Raw genomic sequence first — 21,420 nt, 5'->3', positions numbered from 1 at the left:
GTTTCTGACACCCCGTGACGGGATCATGGTGAAGATTGCATAACGATTCGAAAGGTTGCTGTATGCGCATCGATCCTCTGCTGACACGTTCTCCGGTCACCGGGGCCGTGCGCCATGTTACCGACGACCTTCTGGCCGAGGTCTATCTTGCCCCTCTTTTTCCCGAGTTTACGCTGGAAGACCATCTCGGCCTTAATGCGCCCTGGTCGGACAGCTTCGCCGCCGCCCCGCAAGAGACCGCGCGCGCCGTTGAGGCCGGGCTGGTCTCGCTGGCGACGGCCTCGCCAAATCTCGATCCGTCCGACCTTGCGCCGGAGCGGCTGGCAAGCGGCCGAGCGCGGGTACATCTGGCTGCGCTTCGCGACCTCTGGCGCGACCTTGATGCCTTGCCCACACCCTTGGCGACCTGGCGCCAAGTCCTGCGCAGCACGGCCGAGATGGCTCTGGAGCCTTTACCACTGACCGGTCCGGCCTGCGCCTTCACTGCGCCCGCCGAAGCCGCCGTCGCGGCCAGGCTTGCCGCGCACCACGGATGGGAAGAAACCGCCCACCTGGCACCGGCCGGTGCAGAAGGCACAGCGCTTCGCCACCTTCAGGAGAACCTCGGGCGCCGCTCCGGCAAGGTTGCGGTCGATTCATCGGTGGCCTGCCACGGGCTGCGCGATCCACGCGAAGAGGCCGAGTTCGCCGCCGCCCTTGCCCGTTCGCTGCTGGATCGTGGAAGCGTCGCGCAAGCCGGGGAGATCGGCCTGCTCGTGCCGGATGTTTCTGCCTATGGACAGGCCTTGGCCGATGCGTTCGATCGCGTAGGGATCCCGCTCTCCGGGCTGCCGGTGGAGGCGGTGCGGCGCGACACGACGGGCGAACTGCTGTCCCTGCTGCTCGTTCTGCTGGGCGGACCTGTGCCGCGGACCGCGCTGGCCTCGCTTTACGTCTTACCCGGGATGCCCTGGCCGCCGGACATCGGGCGGCGGATGGCACGGGAGCTAATGGACCACGGCTGGTCCCGCACCGCCGCGGAACAAACCGGGATTGCCCGCGATTTTCTGGATGCGCTGCGCCCTTGCGAGAGCCCCGCGCAGCTCTTTGCGCGTCTCGGCGTGGCCGCCCGGGCCGTGCCGCAGGCACGACTTCATCCCCGGATCGCCCGTTTGAAAGCCGTCATCGTTGAGACCCTCGACTGGCCTTTGCTGCACCGTCTCGCCAAGCCACAACCAAACGCGGCAAAGGGGTATGATCGCTTCGTTGAAGGCGTATCGCTTTTCACGGAGAATGCCTTGCCCTGGCGCCCGGTCCGACAGCTCATGGTGCTTGGCATGGCGGGCCGGCACTGGCCGCGCCTGCCGGGCTCCAACCCGTTCTTCACCGAAGGCGAGATTGCTGAGATCCGCGCCACTGGGCTTCTGCTCAGCGGGCGGCAACAGAAACTCGCGCGCGGGCTGGAGCTCTTCCGGCGTCAGCTTGGAGTGGCGAGCGACGGGCTTACGCTCTTGGTGCCGGCACTGGATCTCCGGGGGGATCGGCTGACGCCGTCCACCGGGCTGGCCCTGGTGGCTCATATGCTGGGCGCCGAGAACCCAGATGCGTTGGCGACCGAGCTACGCAAGGCCCCACCCCAGGACTGGCCCGTCGCATACACCCGCATCGACCCTGTCCCGCAGGGAGGCGCCCCGGAATTGCCCGCGGGCGGCATGGTCCATATCCAGCGCGGCCTCGCGACCGTCGACAAGCCGGGCGTCGATCTCACGGCATTGCGCAAAACGCCGGAAGGTGCGCCGCTGCCGCATTCTCCCTCGCGCCTGGAGACCCTGCTGACCAGCCCACTGGGCTGGCTGCTGGACGAGCTTGGCGCGAAAGAGCGCGCCTGGGCGCCGGAGACACTCGACGTGATGACACTTGGTACACTAATGCACCAGGTGCTCGAGGACATCTTTGTTGAAGGCGCGCTGGTGCCGGATGGCGACAGTCTTACGGCCAAGGTGCCCGGGGTTCTCGACGCCGCCATTAGCCGTCATGCCGCCTGGCTCGCTGAAGCTGTCTGGGCCACGGAACGCCGCTCCCTCCTGCAGGAGGCCATGCAGGTCTGCACCGCCTGGGCAGGGTTCCTCCGCGACACCAAGTCCGAGATTCTGCACAACGAGATCGCCCTCTCCGGAGAGCATGGCGGCCTACTTCTGCACGGCAAGGCGGATTGCCTGCTACGTCTGCCCGATGGGCGCATTCTCGTGGTGGATCACAAGCGCTCCAGCGCAGCTGGACGGCGTGATCGCATGAGCAAAGGCTGGGACCTGCAGGTCGCACTGTACCGTGCGATGCTGGAACGCCCCACCAAAGACACCGCGTTGACCCGGCTGGTGGCGGAGGGGGCACAGGTCGTCACTGCCTATCACATGCTGCGGGACGGCACCGTCCTGTCAGATGCGCAAGGCGGCGACATACCACGGGTGGAGGCCACCGGGGAGAATGCCTCGGCCAATGCCATGGATCACCTGGCGCATGTTCTGGCCGAAGTCGGTGCGGGAGCCATCCGCCTCAACCGCGCGGGTGATGCCGAGATGTCCAAGGAGCGGGGCATCCGAGCCTATGCGCTCGACAACCCGTTGGTGGCGGCCTTCAGCCTGCCCGACACCCCCCAGGAGGAGGACGTGTGATGCGCCAGTTGTCCATCGTGCCCGCCGGCGCCGGTGCGGGCAAAACCTACCACATCCAGAAGGAGCTGGGCGACTGGGTCGCGTCCGGAGAGGTTTCTCCAGGCCGCATCCTTGCAGTGACCTTCACCGAGGCCGCCGCCGCCGAAATGCGTGACCGGGTGCGGGCCGAACTCATGTCGCGCGGCCGGATCGAGGACGCAGTGGAGATCGACCGCGCTTACATGGGAACGATCCATTCACTGGGCCAGCGGCTGCTGACCGAACACGCCTTTGCCGCCGGCCGTTCGCCCAAGAGCCGCCTGCTCAGCGAGCCCGAGCGCGACCTTCTGATCCGTCTCGAAATGGACCGCTGCGCAGCGCTGGAACCTCTGATGGCCGACCTCGGACGCTTCGGCTATGCGTGGAACCACGCGAACCAGGCCAGCGCCGAGGACGGGTTCCGGGCCGATGTACTGAGGACGGTGGATCTCATTCGCGGGCTCGGCGTGCGGGGACAGTCACCCGAGATCCTGCGCCCTGCGCTTGACGCCCTGACCGTGGGCTACGGCCCTTGCGACAGCGATGGTGCGGCCCTGACTGAGGCGTTGCAAGCCGCCGTCCGTTGCCTGCTGGACGCGTTTCCAAATAATATCGCGCCGATGTTCGAGGGCAATTCCTCGGCCACGAAGGCTTTTTCCGAGAACCACCGTGACCTGCGACGCGCTGCCATGGGCGAGTCGTTGACCACGGACTGGAAGCTTTGGCAGAAATTGCGCAACATCAGGCTGTCGAAACGCGGCGCCCCTACACCCGAGGGCTATGACGCCCTTGCCCAAACCGTCATCGACGCCGCCGACACCTTGCCTCGCCATCCCGGCCCTATGGCCGATGCCAAGAAGCACCTAACCGCGCTTGTCACCGGCGCGCAGCAGGTTCTGGAGGCCTACAAGGCCGCGAAGCGGAGCGCCGGCCTGATCGACTATGCCGACATGATCGCCGAGACGGAAAGCCTGCTCCGTAACTGCCCCGAGATCCTGCAGGCCACGCTGGGTGAAATCGACTGCGTGGTGATCGACGAGTTCCAGGACACCAACCCGGTACAGTTCGCCTTGCTCTGGCGGCTGGCGCGCGGTGCGAAACGCGCGCTACTCGTGGGCGACACCAAGCAATCTATCATGGGCTTCCAGGGCGCCGACCCCCGGCTGTCCGAAGCCTTGCAAGCCGCACACCTGGACAGGGTCACGCCGCTTTACCGCAATTGGCGCTCCGAGGCGCGGATTATGGAGTTCGTCAACACCCTCGGGCCAACCCTTTTCGACACCTATGATCCCCTCGAGCCGCAACGCGCTGCCACAGGAGAAACCGCGCTCGAAGTTATGCACTTACCGAAAGGCCGAAAGGATACGACGCCACAGTGCATCGCCAACCGCGTGGCCGACATCCTGGCCGCAGGCACTCTGGTCTACGACAAGACGCGCGAGGACATGCGCCCGGCCCGGCCCAGCGACATCGCTGTGCTCACCTACACACACGACAAAGCCGGCGCCGCGGCTGCTGCGCTGGAGGCCCGCGGCCTGCCGGTGCGGATCCGGCAAGATGGCTGGCTGAGTTCTCCCGCTATGCGCGCCGCCCGGGCCGCAATGGCGCTGACGGCCGATCCCGAAGACACGCATGCCGCGCTGACCTGGCTGACGCTCGGCCCGCCCCGCATGGCGCTGGAAGATGCACTTCGCAGCGCAGTGGACGGGGTGCTGGCCACCCATGTCTCCCTGGCGCCGCTGCACGCGATAACTGACCTGGTCGAAACCCGGCCGGTAGCGGAAACCTTAGCCACAGTCCTGCGCGCGGGCGGTCTGCGCGACTGGGCTGCAGGCCTGGAGGCGCCCGCGCAGGCGCTTGCGGACCTTGCCCGTTTCGAGGCCGAGGCGCTGGAGTTCGACGTCATGGCGCAGGACTTGCGGGCCGCCGCGGGCTTCCACGGCGCCGGCGTGCAGGTCTTTCTCGGGTGGATCCTGCTGCAATCCGCCAAGGAGTGGGACCGTCACCCCGACCCCGACGGCTGGTCCGCCTCGGGAATTGAGGTCTGCACCTGGCATTCTGCGAAAGGCCGCGAGTGGCCGATAACGATCGTGGCCGGCCTCGACAAGACGATCGCGGAGCGCGCCGGAACCATGCGGGCGGAGTTTGACGGTTTCGATGAACTCGACAATGCGCTGGAACACGCGGGTCTCGGGTTCCTGCCCGACTTCGCCGCTCCGGAATCACAGGAGCCCTTCACAGAGGCGCGCCGCCCCGAGGATGAACGCGACGCGGCGCGCAAGCTCTACGTCGCGCTGACACGGGCACGGGATCGGCTCATTCTGCTGATGCCACGGCCACCGAGCAAACCTACGGATCATCCCAGGCGGATGGTCGATCTGCTGCGCGCCCGTGCCGGGTTTGAGACGAGTGCGGGCACTCTGGCGGTGGCTGGCCGGGCCTTTGCCGCCAATGTCCACGAAGGCATTCCGGACGAACCCGCGTTCACGGCCCAGCCGCTTGGCGACACACACCCACGCCTCGGGATGGCCCGCGCCCCGGACGCAGCGCCGCGCACACCTTGGCGGCGCAGCCCATCGAATTTGGTCGAAGATACTCCGCTGCCCACCGCGCCCCTGAACACCATAAAGCTTGCCGATGGCGTAGCCGAGACCCGCACGGGCAACGCGGCCGAGCGCGGCATCGCTTGGCACCTCGCCTTCCGCGTCCTGGCCGAACGTCCCGAACGGGCAGATCGTCTCGCCGCGGCCACCGGCCTGCCTGAGCGCGCCATCTCCCAAATCGCGACGCAAGCGCAGGCGCTAACGCGCTGGTTGGCGGACCAGGGATACGACCGGCTGCACTTCGAGCTTCCGCTTCAGGAAATCTTGGCCGACGGATCGGAAACCAACGCCATCGTGGATTGTCTGGCCGAAGGACCGGGCGGCCTGCTCATCGTCGATCATAAGTCCGGTCCGTGCCCCGACCCGGCCAGCGCTTTTTCCACCTACCGGCCGCAACTTGACGCCTATGTCGCGATAATCAAAGCACGTTGGCCCGACAAGACGGTCAATGGCATGGCCGTCCACTGGATGAGCGAAGGCACCCTGAGCGTCGCCCGTGCAAGGATAGAGGATCCCGTTTGATGTCATTTCTCGCATGGATCGATTTCGACCAGGCCGACCGGGACCGGACCCGTCGCATCATGGATCTTTTTGGCCAGGAGGATAGTCGCGACGAGCTTGGCCTTGGCTCGGTCAGGGATTCCCTCTCTGACCTGATGTTCCCGGGCACTTCGACCATCCAGACGCGCCTCCGCTACATGCTCTTCGTGCCCTGGATCTACCGTATGGCCGGATCGCACAAGGGCACGGCAGCCGCCCGGCGGGAGTTCGCCCGCTCACTCGAGATCCGACTCATCGAAGCACTGGTGCGGGGCGGCGAGTCTCAGAACGTCATCGGCAGTGCTGCGCGGGAGAAACTGAAGCGCCTGCCCAGCGACGTCTACTGGGCCGGGTTGCTGACCTTCGGCATCCGCAGGTTTCAAGGCAGCCGAAATGCCTGCCTCGAAGCGACCCCGGCAGAGATGGATGCGCTCTGGGCCGCCGGCCTGCCGACAGCACCCGAAGGTTTCCTCGTCGCACCAGACAGCGAAGCGGTCTTTGCCCTTTCCGAGGATGAAACCGGCTTTCTGAGGGACCGGCTTGTGCAATCTGCTCCGGGCAGCCTGTTAACCCTCTTGTCCCGCAAGGCAACTGCGCCCGAATGTGACATGATCTGGGAGCATCCGGAACGCGCTGATTGGCCGCCAGACATCGCCAAGGTAGTCGATCATGCGGAACGATTCTCACGCCTAATGCACGGTGCCTCGCTGCTTTACAACCTGATGCTATCTCGCCAGGCGGCGGAGATGCAGGGAACGACTAAGTCGATCTGGCATGATCGGGCAGACACTTATGCCACCAGTATCGAAGAATGGGCCGAAGAGACGCGTCTGGGGCATTTAGCTGATTGGGACCTGTCAGACCTCTGGCTCTTGACGAGAACCACGATCCACAACGTCAAACCTCACAGCCGGCGTTTTATAGAAGACTGGCGCGACATAACACTACGCACGGCGGGACAGGTGCTCGAGAACCCTGACGCTCACAGGTTGGTCCGTGACCGCGAAGTCAGATTAAAAGGGCCGAAATCGCGCTTTCGCAATGAAGGTGCCTTAATGCGCTGGAGCGGTGCCTCGGGCACGGCGCCCCTGAATTACCGCTGGACGCCCGTCGTCTCGAACCACATCAAGGACCTTGTTTATGCAGGATAACGCGGCACTCGATCCCGAAAACCGGGCTCTCTACGCCGAGATCCTGCGGGCGCCCGCGGGCTATGACCTCGATGCCGCACTGGCAACGACCTACACTCTGGATTTCGAAACCGCGTTGGTGGTTCCGGCAACCCTTGCCTTCCACGCGGCCGAGAACCGGCAAGAGACGCTGGACACCCCGCTGGCCCTGCTCGAAGGCCTGGAACGGCTGTCAGCCCGCATTGCCATCTTTTGCGAAGCGGGGCGGATAAAGGCCGTACCCAAGGGGGCAAATCGTCTGACAGCCTTGCTCGAAGAGACAGTGACCGAAGTCACCGCACCGCGTGACGGCGCATTTCACCCCAAGCTTTGGCTGCTGCGCTTCACACCTATAGGTGGACACGGGCGGCCACGCCTGCGCCTCGCGCTCCTGTCCCGTAATTTGACAACCGACGCCTCTTGGGACCTGTCGCTTTCGCTGGACGGCGCGGCAACCACTGCCTTGCGGGAAGAGAACGCTCCGCTGGTCAAGCTTGTCCGCGCCCTGCCCGGTCTCGCCTCCGGCCGTCCGACACCGGACCGCGTGAAAGACATGGTCACCTTTCTTGCGGATGAACTGGCTCGCGCTGAGTGGGATAAGCCCGAACACATTCGCAGCATCAGATTCGCGGTCAATGGGCTGACGGATGATGTCTGGCGCCCCCGCATTGGCAGAACACTCGGCATCATTTCTCCCTTCGTGACCGACAAGGCGCTTGTGACACTCACGCGCGGAATCGACCCCGCTAAAGCCTGCCTTCTGAGCCGGGCTGAGGAACTGGCCATCCTGCAACCCGAAACCCTCGCGCGGTTCGATCAGATCGCAGTGCTCGACGAGATGGCCGAGACAGAGGACGGCGATGAAGGCGAGGAGGACGGCTCCGGTCCGGTTCCCGCTCGTGGCCTCCATGCCAAAGCCTTCATCACCGAGCGCTATTCAAGCACTGAGATCACAATTGGATCGGGCAATGCGACGGCTCCTGCGCTGATCAGTGGCACCAATGTCGAGGTTTTTGCCACCCTCTCGGGTTACACCAAGGATATCGGCACCGTGCAGGACCAGATGTCGCCAGAGCGGCTGGGACGTTTTTTACGGGAGTTCGCGCCCTTTGATCACCCTGACACTCTTGTGGAGAAAGCAGCAGAACAGCGTCTGGACGCCGTCAGACGCGACCTGGCCACATCTGACCCGATGTTGCGCTGCGAAGAAGAGGATGAAGGAAGAATTCGACTCTTTCTCTCCTCCCGGACGGAGGTTGCCGTCCCCGAGGGCATTCGGTTGCGACTTTGGCCCATCGTCGCTGGTATAGAACATGGCATTTCGCTGCGGTCTCTCTATGACAGAGAGCACTTGCTGGCACGCCTTGCACTCAAGGATGTAACCCGTTGGATCGGGGTTAATCTGGTCGACGACGAGAGCGGTCTTGAACTGACATTCACGTTGGGGACAGAGCTTGTCGATTTGCCCTATGCCCGAACCGCGGAGATCCTGCGCGCCTTGATCGAAAACCGCACCGCCTTCTTGCGCTATATCCGCCTGCTTCTGGCCGACGTGTCCGATGCGGCAAAGGCCCTGTTCTCCGCCGGTCGAGACGGTAGCCTTTCGGGTACCTTCGGTACCGGCCAGGACGCGCCGATCCTCGAGGACATGGTCCGGGCCCTGTCGGGCGACGGTCGGCAGCTGCGCGACATCGAACGGCTGGTCACCCGTCTCAGCGACCCCGACACCGGGCGCAGCGACGTCATACCCGAAGATTTTTTGCATCTGTGGCAGACCTTTCAGGCCGTTATTTCGGAGAAGACGCAATGACCGATTGTTTCTCGGCCGAAGCAGCACTTCGCCCGCTCAAGGCCTTTCAACGCAAGACGGTTGACTACGTCGCAAGGCGACTACTCGTGGATCACGACGCGGTGCGACACTTCCTTGTTGCCGACGAAGTCGGCCTTGGCAAGACGATGGTGGCGCGCGGGGTGATCGCCCGGGCCATCGAGGCTCTGCAGGATACCGTTCCGCGTATCGACATCGTTTATATCTGCTCGAACGGCGCAATCGCGAAACAGAACGTCGCGCGACTAAACGTCATGGGCGGTGAGCACTCGCGCGTCCTGCCGACGCGGCTCACCATGCTCGCGCTTGAGCTGGCACGGGCCGGAGGCATCAAGAAAAAGGGTGTCAATTTCTTCAGTCTGACGCCGGGGACCTCGCTGGACCTCAAGCAAGGCGGCGGCTTGAAGCAGGAGCGCGCGCTGATCTTGAAACTTATCTGGCGGCTCTTAAAGGATCGGAGCGCCGTCGCGAAAATGCTGCAGGGGTATGCTGGGGCTCGAGGATGGTGCAAAACGCGTGAGTGGGTCGATCAGCAGCCCGTCGAGCCGCAGATCTCCGCCCGGTTCCAGGGCGCGGTCGCCGCGCGACCCGACCTGTTGCAAGAGCTTGAAGACTGCGCCCAATGTTATAAGAGCTGGCGTGGAAACGATATAAATCTGAACCGGCGGCGGGAGACCATCGTTGGCGAACTCCGGACAATCCTCGCACGAGAAAGCGCCGAGGCACTGGAACCCGACCTGATCGTGCTCGATGAATTCCAGAGGTTCACGGAACTTCTGAACGGCGACGGTGAAGCGGCCGACCTTGCACGCAAGCTATTCAACGCGGAAGACCCGAATGGCAACCGATCTAAGGTCTTGCTTCTGTCTGCCACTCCTTACCGTATGCTGTCCCTGCGAGACGACGATGCAGATGCCGGCGATCACTACCGCGAATTCCTGGATGTCCTGAACTTTCTGTTCGGCGACAACGGTCCGGCGGTCCGCGCCGAACTTGAAAACGAGTTGCGCCGCTACCGGCTGGCAATGCAGGGGCTCCCCGGCAGTTTCGAGGACGCCCGCGCGATCAAGACCGGTATAGAGAAGCGCTTGCGCCAGGTCATCGCCCGCACAGAACGCGTTGCCGAGACCGCCGAGCGGGACGCTATGATGCGTGACATCGAGGTGCCGGTCACGATCGAATCCGCCGACCTGGTGGAAGCGCGCGCCATAGCTCGGGTGGCAGAGGCGGCCGACGCTCCTGGAATAGTCGAATATTGGAAGTCCGCACCCTACCTGCTTAGCTTTATGCGTGACTATAAGCTGGGACAGCGCCTGGACCACCTCAAGGATACACCAAGCCGAGCCCTTCTGGATGCGATCCGCGACGCAAAAATTGCGCAGATAGACATCAAAGCTGTCGAAGCTTACCGCCCGCTGCCGCTCAACAATGGGCGCATGCGCGCACTCCAGAACATCGCCTTCAAGGATGACATGGCGCGGCGTCTCTGGATGCCGCCCAGCATGCCCTATTTCGGACCCCGGGTGACTGCGAGCAAAGTCCTGATCTTCTCCCAGTGGGCAATGGTCCCTGACGCGATTGCCGCGCTCCTTTCCTATGCAAGCGAGCGAGAGATGGGCATGGGCGATCGACAGAAACACGGCTTTTCGGAGGCCTTCGAGAAAAGCTCACAACCTTTGCGATTTCATCGGATCAAGGCGAACAACCGCCTGACCGGGCTTCGCGCCTTGCCCCTCGTGATCCCCTCTCCGACGCTGGCGGCGGCGGTTGATCCCTTGGAAATTTACCGTAGCGCAGGCCCCGTCGCCGGCGCTGCCGCCATGCAAGCCGAGGCGTCCCACCGCCTGCGCGCCCTGTCGGCGGGTCTGGGCGCGCGCCTACACCCTGTCCAGCGCGGTGTTGTCGCGGGAAACAGATCAAGAAAGTCCCGCGACGACCCCGCCGAACGTGCCATGACGTGGGACTGGGCTTGTGCGGCGGCCTTGGATGTAGGCCACACCTCCTTTGACGCGTGGCTGGCCGGGGGTGACATCCTCACGGACGTCGTGCGGACCGATGGCCAGGATGGCTGGTACGATCACCTGAAAGCTTTGAGCGACGCTGCCAGAAGCGACGCCCTGTACGGACATCCGGATGCAGAGACCTTGCTGCGCCATCTCACGGACATGGCGCTTGGCAGCCCTGCAACCTGTGCGCTGCGGGCCTTGAAACGAGTCGTCCCCCCCCTGGAGCTCGATGATCCGGCGATGCTGAATGCTGCCACCAGGATCGGGATGGCCTTCCGCAGTTTGTTCAATCAACCCGAAAGTCAGGCCCTGCTCCGTAGCGAGAGCGATGACACCTATTGGCATTCGGTCCTGAGGTACTGCCTCGAGCATGATCTGCAATCGGTTTTGGACGAGTACCTTCATGGTTTGCTGGAATCCGAGGGGTTGATGGACAAGGATCCAAGCCTCGCCGTCACCAGCCTTGCCGAGACAATCGACCACGCGCTCTCACTCAAGCCCGCTCAGATCGACATCAAGCGGTACAAGGTGAAGCGAAACAGCCTGAAAATATCTTCTAAACTCAAGATGCGGGGCCGTTTCGCAACGCGTCTGCTGCAGAAAGGTCAGGAAGAAGGGGCGCAGCGGACAGATACGGTTCGGACCGCATTCAACTCCCCCTTCAGACCTTTTGTCCTTGCCTCCACGTCCGTTGGCCAGGAAGGACTTGATTTCCATCCATACTGCCACCGGCTGGTGCATTGGAATCTTCCCGCCAATCCGGTGGACCTCGAACAACGTGAAGGCCGTGTTCATCGATACAAGAACCACGCGGTCAGGTTAAACCTTGCGGCAGGGTACGGTCAGCCTCTGAAGGACTGCGATCTGCATGCTGATCCCTGGCGCGCCATGTTCGAGTCTGCGCATGGGCAAGCGAGACGCCCCGGCGATCTGGAACCTTTCTGGCTTCTTGACGGTGAAACCTGCATCGAGCGGTACGTGCTATCCCTGCCCTACAGCCGCGAAGCTGCTCTGCTCGACTGGCTCAAACGCTCGGTGGCCCTTTATCGTCTCGCCTTTGGTCAACCACGGCAGGACGACTTGTTGTCGTTTCTTGACACCGTCGAAAATGCGGAATGCGACATTGACCTTTCGGCACTCCAGATCAGCCTGCGCCCGTGCTGAGTGCAGGACACTATTACATCTCGCTTGCTAATTTCACTCGAGCAAACGCGCGGTTCTTTGCATATCGCTATGATGGACCGTGTTAAAAATTCTGAATACAGCTCCGATTGAACGTATCGTCTGCAAATGACACTGTCGCCAAGGGGCTCTGGAACATTACAGTGGTTACGAGGAAACCGCCCCCCCTTGGGCACCATGGCGAGCAGGATCCTTTATTGGGCCATCGGATAGGCCCGGACGCAGCCTGTCCCGATATGGCGCTGAAGACACGAGCGGGCGTTCAAACCACATTACCGCGCGATGCCAAATTTCAGTCGGGCTGCCCCGGCACCGACTTCCTTGAAAAGCCCCGGCCCGTCGGCGCTCAACAGGTCTGGTATGCGCACCCTTTAACATCAGAAAACCGAAGCGAAATCGGCGCAGCATAGCGGGCCACCTAACTTGTATCCCGCTTCTCTGTCTCAAAGTGAGGCGCCCAACCCGCACTGCGCCGGACGCAGGCCCTTCTTGACGACATCACTGGCGAACGCATGCTCACAGAAAAACTGAAACGCGGGATCGTCACACTCCATGATCTTCTAACTCTGAGCAATGTGCACGAGTTCGAGCCCCTCGAAGCAGCATGTTTCACCGAAATCGACCCTGCCTCGCCCATCGTCGAGGAACTCTGTTTACTCGCCGATGCGCTGAAAGAAGCAATCCATCGGAACCAGGACACTGATCCGATCGAATTGATCGAGACTGATCCCGCCGCATGACGGAAAATCGTCATCTCCTGTCTCCTTGGGGTTGACGACTTGAGAGCCAGCGCAATGCCAGCACACACCGACAGATGCCGGGTTGTCGCAGTTTAATCAACATCGCTTTCGATCGAAGTCATTCTCTATCAGTGAACTTGGAATCGGTTTGGCCCCTGAGCAAGAAACGGGCAATTCTGCATCTGTAAAACATGTTAATTCGTGCGCGATCACTTCGGGTTCACAGTGGACCTTTGCTGCAACAACCGTGAACGTCGACAAAGAGCCGTTCGCACCCTTCATGCACCGAGGTTGGACTCCAGTCATTCGCTGCACCAACCACCAACGAACAAGATGCGCTGGGAGCGGGCATTGCGAAGTTTCCACCAAATCATCTGCGCGTCATTCTCAAAGCAAAGATGAACTCGCCTCGTGCCTACATAGATTTTGGCCGTCAAAAGCGATACCTTTTAGAGGCTTTACACATCTCTTGCAGGTTGGCATCGGCATGCATTCCGGCGCCATGGGCCTGCAGCGCTCGCTTTATATGGGCGTACTCCATGCGCAGGCTGGTGGCGAAAATGCCTGGGTCATCCGAGCCGACAACGACCGAAGTGGGGCAGAAGTTACTGCCATATCCCAGCCACCTGCTGATATGGTGATCGTCGTAGGTTTCATGGATGCTGATGCGCACGTTGCTGCTGGGCAAGGTTTCGATGCCGATGCTACGGCATTGCAGCAGTTCCAGAACCGCAGATTGAACGACCAGCAGGACATCCGCGGACAAGACATCCGAGGCCTGCTCGACAAAGATCGGCTGCCTTGCGCGAGCCAAAACGTCTGCTTCTACGTCGATACCATGGCGCCGAAGAAACTGAGAATGTGCGTCCGGGTCCTTTACCGCGCTGTCACGAAACATCTTGATCTCTGCGTTTCGGTCAGGATCCACGTCATAACGTCCATATGTTCGCACAATCGGATCAATGCGCCGCAGCTTCCAAGCACGGTGCAGAACGTCAGGTGTAAGAGCAGGAGTTTTCCAAATCCGCATGGCCAAACGACGGATTTCCATCTCGATCAGGACGATTTTCTCTGCCAGCAAAGACTTTTGTCGCAGCAGACCCCATACGAAGACGAGATCATCCAAGCGATCTTCGAGGGTTTGGACGACCGCATCGCCTTGGGCTTTCCACCATCTGTCCGGCGACAGGCCTGCCGCGGTTCCATGGCCAATGCGACACCCAGCGGAGAGATCCAGGAAATGAACGGCCTCCGAGATGGCGCGAAGACCTGAGGCCAAGTGAACGAAATCTTCTCCAACGTGATACGTAAAGCGTTGCACGCCCGCCCGCCGCATCCTGCGAAAGACCTGTGCGAAGACCTCGGGGCCAGCGTGCCTCTCGTTGCTGGCGGCATCTACTCCGCGGATAAGCTCTGACAGACCTGAGGTGCTTTTCATCAAGACGACCAGAGCCCGCGCGGCCTGATCGGCTTCACGTCTCACTCTGGCGTCTCGACAGACTGGTGTAGGCTGCGTCCGTTGATAGAACTTTTCCAGTTCGCCCCCGTCGGTTCGCTTGATAAAATGCGCAACCAAGCCCAGCCGCAATCGGCGTTCACTGGGCGGAAAGCTATCAGAACCGTTTTCAAAAACTCGGATCAATCGAATGAGTTCCGAAAGTGAGATCGGGGTCTTTTTGGGATCGGATAGATGGCGATTTCGATGCTTTCGCGGCGTTCCGTCTGGTTTCTCGTCCAAGAACTCCAGATACCCGCTCAACATTTGCATAAGGCGTTTTGCAGTGGCATCTGGTGTCGTCTTTGGAGCAAATCGCCCCTCAAGGAAATCGACCGGCGCCTGCACACCTCGTTCGATCTGCCGGAACCGATCGGCGAAGTCCTTTTCCGTCGTTTCCCGCAGTTCGTTCAAAGTAATATGTTGAAACTGATCAAAGCCCATCTGTGAAACCTGCTGGACCAACAGGCGGCAGAATTGTGCGCGCAGCAGAGCATACCAGTAGAACGCCACGCCATACATCTCGCGGGCCTCCGGTTGATCGAGCATTCCGATGATGTCGATCAGATGCAGCGCTTCAGCGGTTGTCCTCGATACTTGGGATTCGGCAATTCGGTTCTCGACAGCATTTTTGTAAGAAATGTTGGCCGCTTGAGCGTCCTTCGGGCGATCTTGAAGCACTTCTTCCAAAAGAAAGGCCTTAAGGGCAATTGCCTGTTCCACCCGAGCTCTGAGACGCCTTGGCGAGAGATTTTGGTCTTCTTGCTGAAGCAGCCGCTCAACGCCGTTCCCGATTGCAACATGCAAGCCGCCCTCCCGCGATACGACCTTGTGCGACAGCGCTCCGACAACGGCGTCGGGGCGCCGTAGCGCGTCGATCCAGATCTTGTCCGCTTCAGTGGTGCCATTCAGGTGCATGTGCGTCTCGTCAAGCCCTTCCGACCGGCAGAGCTGATCCAAGAAAGGGTCGTCATCCACGGGTAGAGTGCTGTCGCACAGCCATCCCTGTACCCGCTTCTGAAAGCTCTTCACTGCCGAGAGAGATTGGCGGTCTTCGCATGATGTTGGTCGGCGCGCCGCCATCCAAGCCGCCGTGATCAACATTGGAGGAACAACAAGGATCAAGTCCTGCCATTCGGCCAATAGCCGCGTATGCACACGCAAAGACCCGTCGCGCCCTTCGCAAAGGAACGTTTCGCCCAGACGGGTGAGGACCGGGACCAGGCATTTGGACGGGTCATCAAGAATATTGCGACGGCTTGTGCGCGTCTCACGATCCAATTCCGCCGCGGTCAAGGCAATGCGGTTCTCGATGGCTTCGTCCGTCAGCTTTGGCTTCAACTTACGGTAGTGAAGAAAGCGCCCGCTTGCATGAGCCGCCTTCAGCGCATCGCGCTTTTTATGCTGTCCCCATAGTGATTGAAGCTGGTCCGCGGTCCGGCGTTCCGGCGCCTCGTGCTCGAGAAATTGGGCAAGATGCACGTTCGAGAGCGTTGCCTTGGCAATATCAATCAACCCGCGAAGCCGGGCTTTTTGCTCGGGCTCGTCGTCGATCATTTTGAGGTGCCGGATTTCGGTGAATAGCAAGGCACTACGTTCAGAACATCGAAAAAGCCATTTTGCCTTAACGTTCGTTGAGACTTGCTTTTGTTGCTGCGCCCGATTGCGATTTCTATTTCCGGAGCTTTTAACCACTCCGGATCGAATGTCGCCTCTTTGGACCCGCGCGCCTCCTGCCAAGTCGTCAGGGCTTTCTCGACCTCAACGCGCAGAACCTGAAGGTTGGTCCCACTTTGCTTGTAGGTTTCTTCTGGATTGAGGAACGCCCAGACAAGCGGGCAGGAAATCACAATTGCGGCCAGCGAATGGAACCTGCGCGCATCATCTGCGGCGGCACGTTGTAGGCCCTCGACAAGGGGGCGATCAGAGGTTTTCGGCGAGTCGAAACGCCCGGACCAACCAGACGAGACTGCGAGCAAAGCATGCAAAATGTTTGTGATCTGGCGATGAAGAATGTGGCCCGTCTTCCAGTCCACCTTCACGGCTTCATCCAACGCGATCAGTTGGTCGTGAATTCGTTCGGAAACGCGCGCCAGCATCGCCGGCGACAAAGCTGCATGTTCCGAGTTCGCCCGCGCAAATTCATGCCAAGCCTGCAAGCTTTCCAGGAACGCGGCATATCCGGAGCTTTCGTCTTCTGTCTCGATCTCGTCGTTATTGTCGTCTTCCTCATTTGCAGAAGTGGATGAGACATCGATCGCCCCTTCGCGGGCCACTTTCGCGTCTGGCATAAAGGCAGGCATAGTCGAGGTCGGTGCCATTGCGCCAAGATCGCTGACGTCATCTCGCGCCAGAAGCTCGCCGATTGCCGCGAATAGTGAGAGCGCAGAAATCGAGCGGAACTGCTCTCCTCGACTGCTGAAACGGTCAAATGTGGCCAAGCCAAGCACGTTCTTGAATTGACCGCTGCGCGCTTCGAGGTCTTCGAGCGGGAACCAGAGGATTCCCTTTTCAGCACTTAACTCGGCTCTGTCTTCTTGACTTGCCAAACTCTGAACCCATTTCGAATTCGAGAAGTCGGAGGTCTGGTTTTTTACAACCTCTTCAACGTCCTTTATCTTTTTGGCTCCTCTTTGGATCTCCTCAGATGTGAAATCGAACAATCGGGAAAGGCGATTTCCACGCACGTCCCGCATCGTGCCAACAGACCCGAAAGAGCTTGCCCGCAAGTTGCCAATGTTCGCGCCCTCCTCATCCTTTCCAGACCGGCTGATGGAGCCGATGCGTCCAGCCACCTCCAAAAGATCTGGGCTCGCGTCTTCCCAAATGAAGTCGAAGATGGACTTGCGCACATCCGGCATCGCGTAGCGCTCGCGCTGCATCATGGAAATGGGCAGGTTGAGTGCAAACAGCGCGCGCAGACATCCCGAAGGCGATTTGTGCAATTTGGGGGCGATGGACAGGGCGAAACAGTGCAGTATGATCGCCTTTTCCGTATCGCTCGGAACGCCGAACCGGATTAGCGACGTGGGCTTGTCCTGAGCAACCAGCCACCGAAAGGCCCTTTGGAGAGAGTCGTCCAATGTGGCATGGGAAAACAGTTCGGATTGCAAACCTGCGGCGCGCAGCCGGGTTTCGAAGACCGTAAAGACGCCGCGGCGGCTGGCGCCTTGGTCGGGGTCTCCCAACGCGCGGAGATACCCGATGAGCAGGCGCAAGTGCTCGCGCGACATCACGTTGAAGAACGGATGAGGCGGCTGGGCTCTGCCGTCCATGGAATCGGCTTCAAGAAGTTGCTGGCGAATTTTCTTGCTGGCCCAAGGTACGAGTTCTTGCAGGTCTTCGTTCCCAATTGGGTCGACAAGCATTTCTGAGGTGTCGACTGCCTGCAAGATCCCGCTAAGTGGAAGCATCGCGATGCGGTTCTGCGGCGGCACGATCTTTAGCAGATATTGTTCTTCCAACTCGCGAACGGCGTCGGAGAGCCCGGTCTTGTCTTCGCCGATCACCTTGGGATCATGCTTCATCACCCCTTCGCCAAACGTCTCGTAGATGTTGCGTCGAACCAAGCGGCCATAAAGCTCGAGATCGCCCGAAATCATGAGAATGAGCTGCGGAGAGGCGAGGTACTTTCGAATTGTTTCCAGAATGGAGTGACCGTGTTGAAAGTTCGTGTCGACATCGTCGAATGCCAGAACGAAGGCCTTCTTATTCAAAATTTTCAGAGCTTCGTCGATATATTTTCGCAGCTTGATCTCGAATGTTCGCCCCTTGGCCGCCTTGCGCAACCCACGGCTCATGATCCATGCGGGGTCTTCCCATTCATCGCCATAGGGGGAAGATTTTCCGATCCCATCAAGCAGCCCCAGTCCCTCTGCCATTTCAGACCGTGCTTGGTCCACACTCTGCTGATCCGCATCCAGGGTCAACTTGTCCAACGCTGCGTCGATAAGCGAAATGATGACGATTATGATGTGTTCCTTGGTTTCGATCAGAGTTGGATCGATTACCGGCAACACATGGAGCCGTTTATGTAGGTCTGCAGCCCATCCATCCTTGGCGCTGTTGAGGTCATGCAAAGCGTTCAAGAGAAAAGTCGTTTTCCCGCTTCCGCGCCCGCCTTCGATCAAAATCCCTTCGTGGGGACGGGGGTAATTCAGCTCTGTTCCCGACTGGGTTGTGAAGCTGCTGTCCTCCAAACGATCGAGCTGCCCGGTTATTATTTTACGTAAATGGTCAAAGGCCTCGTTCTGAAGCACCTTGTTGGCATCCTCGAAACGCTCTGCCCCGCTGCGATTAAGATCAATAATACGCACATCATCCCCTTTGGTCATCCATGCCTTGATTAAATCAAGAGCTTTGCAATCCTTGAGATACCAATGGTTAAGGAAAATCAAGAGGCTACTACCCAACTACGCCTCACTGCATCTGGTCTGCTTATACACTTCGGGCAGTTACCGGCCATCCGCCGCGCAATCCAAGAGCGGCGCCCTTGGGCCGTTCAACACATTTGGTAAACAAGACGGAATCCAGAAGTTTGCTGCTCAGGGCACGAACGGTTGCAAGGCACATGAAGCTGCCTTTGGAAATTCGAGTTTGGGAGCCGTTCATCCCGAAAATTCTTCCGAAGCGCCCGAGTAACATATTGGCCCGTGAAAATGGCCGTATTCGTCAGTTCGGAACTAACTGCTCTAAAGCTATGTTCGATGTCCTGTGAACGTCACTGTTAACCTGAACGAAATATTTGATCATCACCATTTGAGTAGCATCGTCTGCGGATTTGAATTCTTCAGTTTTCAAGTGATTGGCAAACCTGTTCCATAAATCAATGGCTCCATACGCCTCTACTACCGCGTCGGCTACTCTAATAGGCAGGCTGCCAATCTTATCGCAGTTCTTTTCGAATATCTCTCTTCTCATCGACGGAAAAGTGTAAGCGTTTATCTTTGCAATCTCCATATTTATGATTTTTTTGAACTCCTCTGGGTCTTGCGCTTCTCCGTTCTGTTGAACGGCGGACCTGAGCTCAGCTGCCAAAGCTACCTGAAGACTGCGGACTTGACGCCTTGCGTCACTCCGTCGGACGAGAAAAAGAGAGATTTGCGTAAGTGCGAACGTCAAGAAGGCTGCGACTACAGTTGCATAGAACCTCCATTCTATCTCGGCAAGCCTTTCCAGAAGATCCATCGCCTAACCTGCTTATTCTACTTGAAAATAGTTTGAGGTAGAAGTCTACCTATCCTGATCCTTGTTTGCCCGCAAGAATGTTGCTGTAAGAGCAGATATGGAATTCGACCAACGTGGCAGATCGACAAAGTTGAAACCGCGCGGATTTCTTGCCTTGGTCGTCCGTCCTCTCATAGCTGCTTTCGAACCCTCGCAGCGCCTGGCTCGAAGGTGCACAAAAGGCCGAAAGAGAAGCACCTCCACGTATCAAATTTTCCCGCAACGCCGAGCATTCCTTTGAGTTGACAAGTTTTTCGCTTAGCTTCCTATACTATCTTCATTTATCTTGGGTTTGGAGTTTGCGATGACGCAGTCAGTGTCGGTGCTTGTTGATGGAGATAATATTAGCGGAAAGCACGCTGGAAAAATTCTTTCTATCGCCGCTGAGCACGGAGAGCCCGCCGTGGTCCGAGTATATTCTGATGCGCAGCAGCCTTCTAAGTGGCATGATGTGTTCGGCTACAGAATGCTGCATGCGGGAACCGGCAAGAACGCTGCGGACATCCTGCTTGCACTGGATGCGATGGAGTTGCTTCTCTCCAGGGATATGCGGTTTTTCGTAATCGCGAGTTCTGACCGTGATTTTACCCACCTCGCTACCAGGTTGCGCGAGCACGGGGCAATGGTCATCGGAATTGGTGAAGCAAAGGCGCCGGGTGCCTACCGAGCATGTTGCAGTAGGTTTGTGGAAATAGCCACGACCAAGTCCACAAGCAGTGCGCCAGAACCAGAGACGATTGCCACTTCGCTTGATCTGAAGATACGGGCAATGATTGCGGCCCACAGCAAGAAGGGCGGCGGTATGCGTATCGCGGAACTCGCCCCCAGAATGCACAGTAAACATCGCGTTCGGATCAGCACTTACCCTGAGCGAAGCTGGCGCGCCTACCTGGGCGCCCGACCGTTGCTCTATGAACTGGACCCGCGTGGCCCTGAAGCGATGGTGCGTTTCCGTCCCGAAGGCTTTTTTGAGTCAGCGTGAGTTCGCAAACGGTCTCAGGCACAAGCGCTAAGTCGCTCCGCGATAGGGGCTCTGCTTGGCAGGCGTTGGGCTAAAATAGGCTTCGGCAAAGGCAGTAAAAGCTTGGGTGATTGGCCGCTTCAGCGCCGCGCCGCGATGGGCAAGGGCGATCTGATGCTGCGGCGGGCGGCCGGCGAGGGGCACCCGTATAACCGGACTGCCATCATAGCACGTGCCGTCTGGCAGGTCGGTCGCCAGCAGGCCGACGCCAAACCCGTTGGCCACCATAGACCGCAGCATTTCGATCGAGCTGGTTTCGTGGGCCACTCGCACCGGGACACTTGCATTCTGCAACAGAGACAGGAAATAGCCGCGGCTGCGGGGCAGGTTCATCAGGATGATCGGCTCCTGCGCCAGGTCCTCGGCGCAAACGCTGGGCTGGCGTGCCAGCCTGTGCCCCTGCGGCAGCAGGGCGTAGGGCTTCGCCGTCATGAGAAGCGTGATGACAAAATCCGACGGAATTCCGAAATCGTACAGAAGCGCAAGGTCAATACGGCCATCGCTGAGCCAATCGAAAAGCGTTTCCAGATCGGCTTCGAGGATGCGCACTTCGGCATCCGGTCGGGTGTCCAGAAAACGGCGCACCAGCTGCGGTGCATAGCGTGGGCCGAGCGTCGAAAACACGCCGAGATTCAGGAACTCCGGCGTGCTCTCACCACCGCTCAGCACCCAGCGCGCCTGTTTCTCCAATTCGCGCAGCTGGGCAACCTTGTGCTGCCCAATTGGGGTCAGCTCCATCCCGCGTCCGGGGATGCGGATAAACAGCTTCTGCCCGAACACTTCCTCGCAGCGAGCGATCGCAAGTGAAATAGAGGGCTGAGAGGTGTTCAGCGCGCGGCTCGCCGCGGCGGTACTTCCGGTGTCTGCGACCGCCAGCAGGATCTCAACCTGGCGAAAGTTCAATGGTATATTCAAAAAACTATACCCTCCATATGCATCCC

The 21,420-nt window shown here is 59.8% G+C and carries 11 protein-coding genes; 7 read left to right on the top strand and 4 right to left on the bottom strand.

Features of this window, described 5'->3' with window-relative positions; genetic code table 11:
* Positions 1–62: 62 nt before the first annotated feature.
* The 6 genes from RA26_RS08090 to RA26_RS08065 all read left to right on the top strand — a co-directional run bounded on the left by RA26_RS08090 (position 63) and on the right by RA26_RS08065 (position 12,737).
* Entirely contained in the window at positions 63–2,651 is a 2,589-nt protein-coding gene (locus RA26_RS08090; protein ID WP_039182462.1) for a PD-(D/E)XK nuclease family protein, read from the top strand.
* Positions 2,651–5,794, top strand: coding sequence for a UvrD-helicase domain-containing protein (locus tag RA26_RS08085; protein ID WP_039182459.1), 3,144 nt, complete (start codon positions 2,651–2,653; stop codon positions 5,792–5,794). The genes RA26_RS08090 and RA26_RS08085 overlap by 1 nt, the downstream gene beginning before the upstream one ends.
* Positions 5,794–6,963 carry a DUF6361 family protein gene (locus RA26_RS08080; protein WP_039182455.1) on the top strand — a complete coding sequence of 390 codons (1,170 nt, stop codon included), beginning with the start codon at positions 5,794–5,796 and terminating at the stop codon, positions 6,961–6,963. Before RA26_RS08085 ends, RA26_RS08080 begins: the two co-directional genes overlap by 1 nt.
* Positions 6,953–8,791 carry a phospholipase D family protein gene (locus RA26_RS08075; RefSeq protein WP_039182454.1) on the top strand — a complete coding sequence of 613 codons (1,839 nt, stop codon included), beginning with the start codon at positions 6,953–6,955 and terminating at the stop codon, positions 8,789–8,791. Before RA26_RS08080 ends, RA26_RS08075 begins: the two co-directional genes overlap by 11 nt.
* A complete protein-coding gene (locus tag RA26_RS08070) occupies positions 8,788–11,979 on the top strand; it encodes a helicase-related protein (protein WP_039182450.1) in 3,192 nt (1,063 codons plus the stop codon). Before RA26_RS08075 ends, RA26_RS08070 begins: the two co-directional genes overlap by 4 nt.
* Before the next feature lie 530 nt (positions 11,980–12,509).
* Complete coding sequence (locus tag RA26_RS08065; RefSeq protein WP_052272347.1) at positions 12,510–12,737, top strand: hypothetical protein; 228 nt, start codon at positions 12,510–12,512, stop codon at positions 12,735–12,737.
* A gap of 433 nt (positions 12,738–13,170) precedes the next feature.
* Here RA26_RS08065 and RA26_RS08060 read toward each other — a convergent pair whose 3' ends face one another.
* The 3 genes from RA26_RS08060 to RA26_RS08050 all read right to left on the bottom strand — a co-directional run bounded on the left by RA26_RS08060 (position 13,171) and on the right by RA26_RS08050 (position 19,419).
* A complete protein-coding gene (locus RA26_RS08060) occupies positions 13,171–15,789 on the bottom strand; it encodes a hypothetical protein (protein ID WP_052272346.1) in 2,619 nt (872 codons plus the stop codon).
* Positions 15,786–18,629 (bottom strand): hypothetical protein, encoded by a 2,844-nt coding sequence (locus RA26_RS08055; protein ID WP_206540428.1) that lies wholly within the window; start codon positions 18,627–18,629, stop codon positions 15,786–15,788. Before RA26_RS08055 ends, RA26_RS08060 begins: the two co-directional genes overlap by 4 nt.
* Before the next feature lie 274 nt (positions 18,630–18,903).
* Positions 18,904–19,419 carry a hypothetical protein gene (locus tag RA26_RS08050; protein ID WP_039182447.1) on the bottom strand — a complete coding sequence of 172 codons (516 nt, stop codon included), beginning with the start codon at positions 19,417–19,419 and terminating at the stop codon, positions 18,904–18,906.
* A gap of 343 nt (positions 19,420–19,762) precedes the next feature.
* Here RA26_RS08050 and RA26_RS08045 point away from each other — a divergent pair, with 343 nt between their 5' ends.
* The gene (locus tag RA26_RS08045) at positions 19,763–20,440 is read left to right on the top strand and encodes an NYN domain-containing protein (protein WP_039182444.1); all 678 of its coding nucleotides are present in this window, start codon (positions 19,763–19,765) and stop codon (positions 20,438–20,440) included.
* 27 nt (positions 20,441–20,467) lie between these two features.
* Here RA26_RS08045 and RA26_RS08040 read toward each other — a convergent pair whose 3' ends face one another.
* The gene (locus RA26_RS08040; protein WP_039182441.1) at positions 20,468–21,382 is read right to left on the bottom strand and encodes a LysR family transcriptional regulator; all 915 of its coding nucleotides are present in this window, start codon (positions 21,380–21,382) and stop codon (positions 20,468–20,470) included.
* Positions 21,383–21,420: the final 38 nt, after the last annotated feature.

The organism is Leisingera sp. ANG-M7, from assembly GCF_000813965.1.
Classification (GTDB): Bacteria; Pseudomonadota; Alphaproteobacteria; order Rhodobacterales; family Rhodobacteraceae; genus Leisingera.
This window is presented reverse-complemented; position numbering and strand designations above follow the sequence as displayed.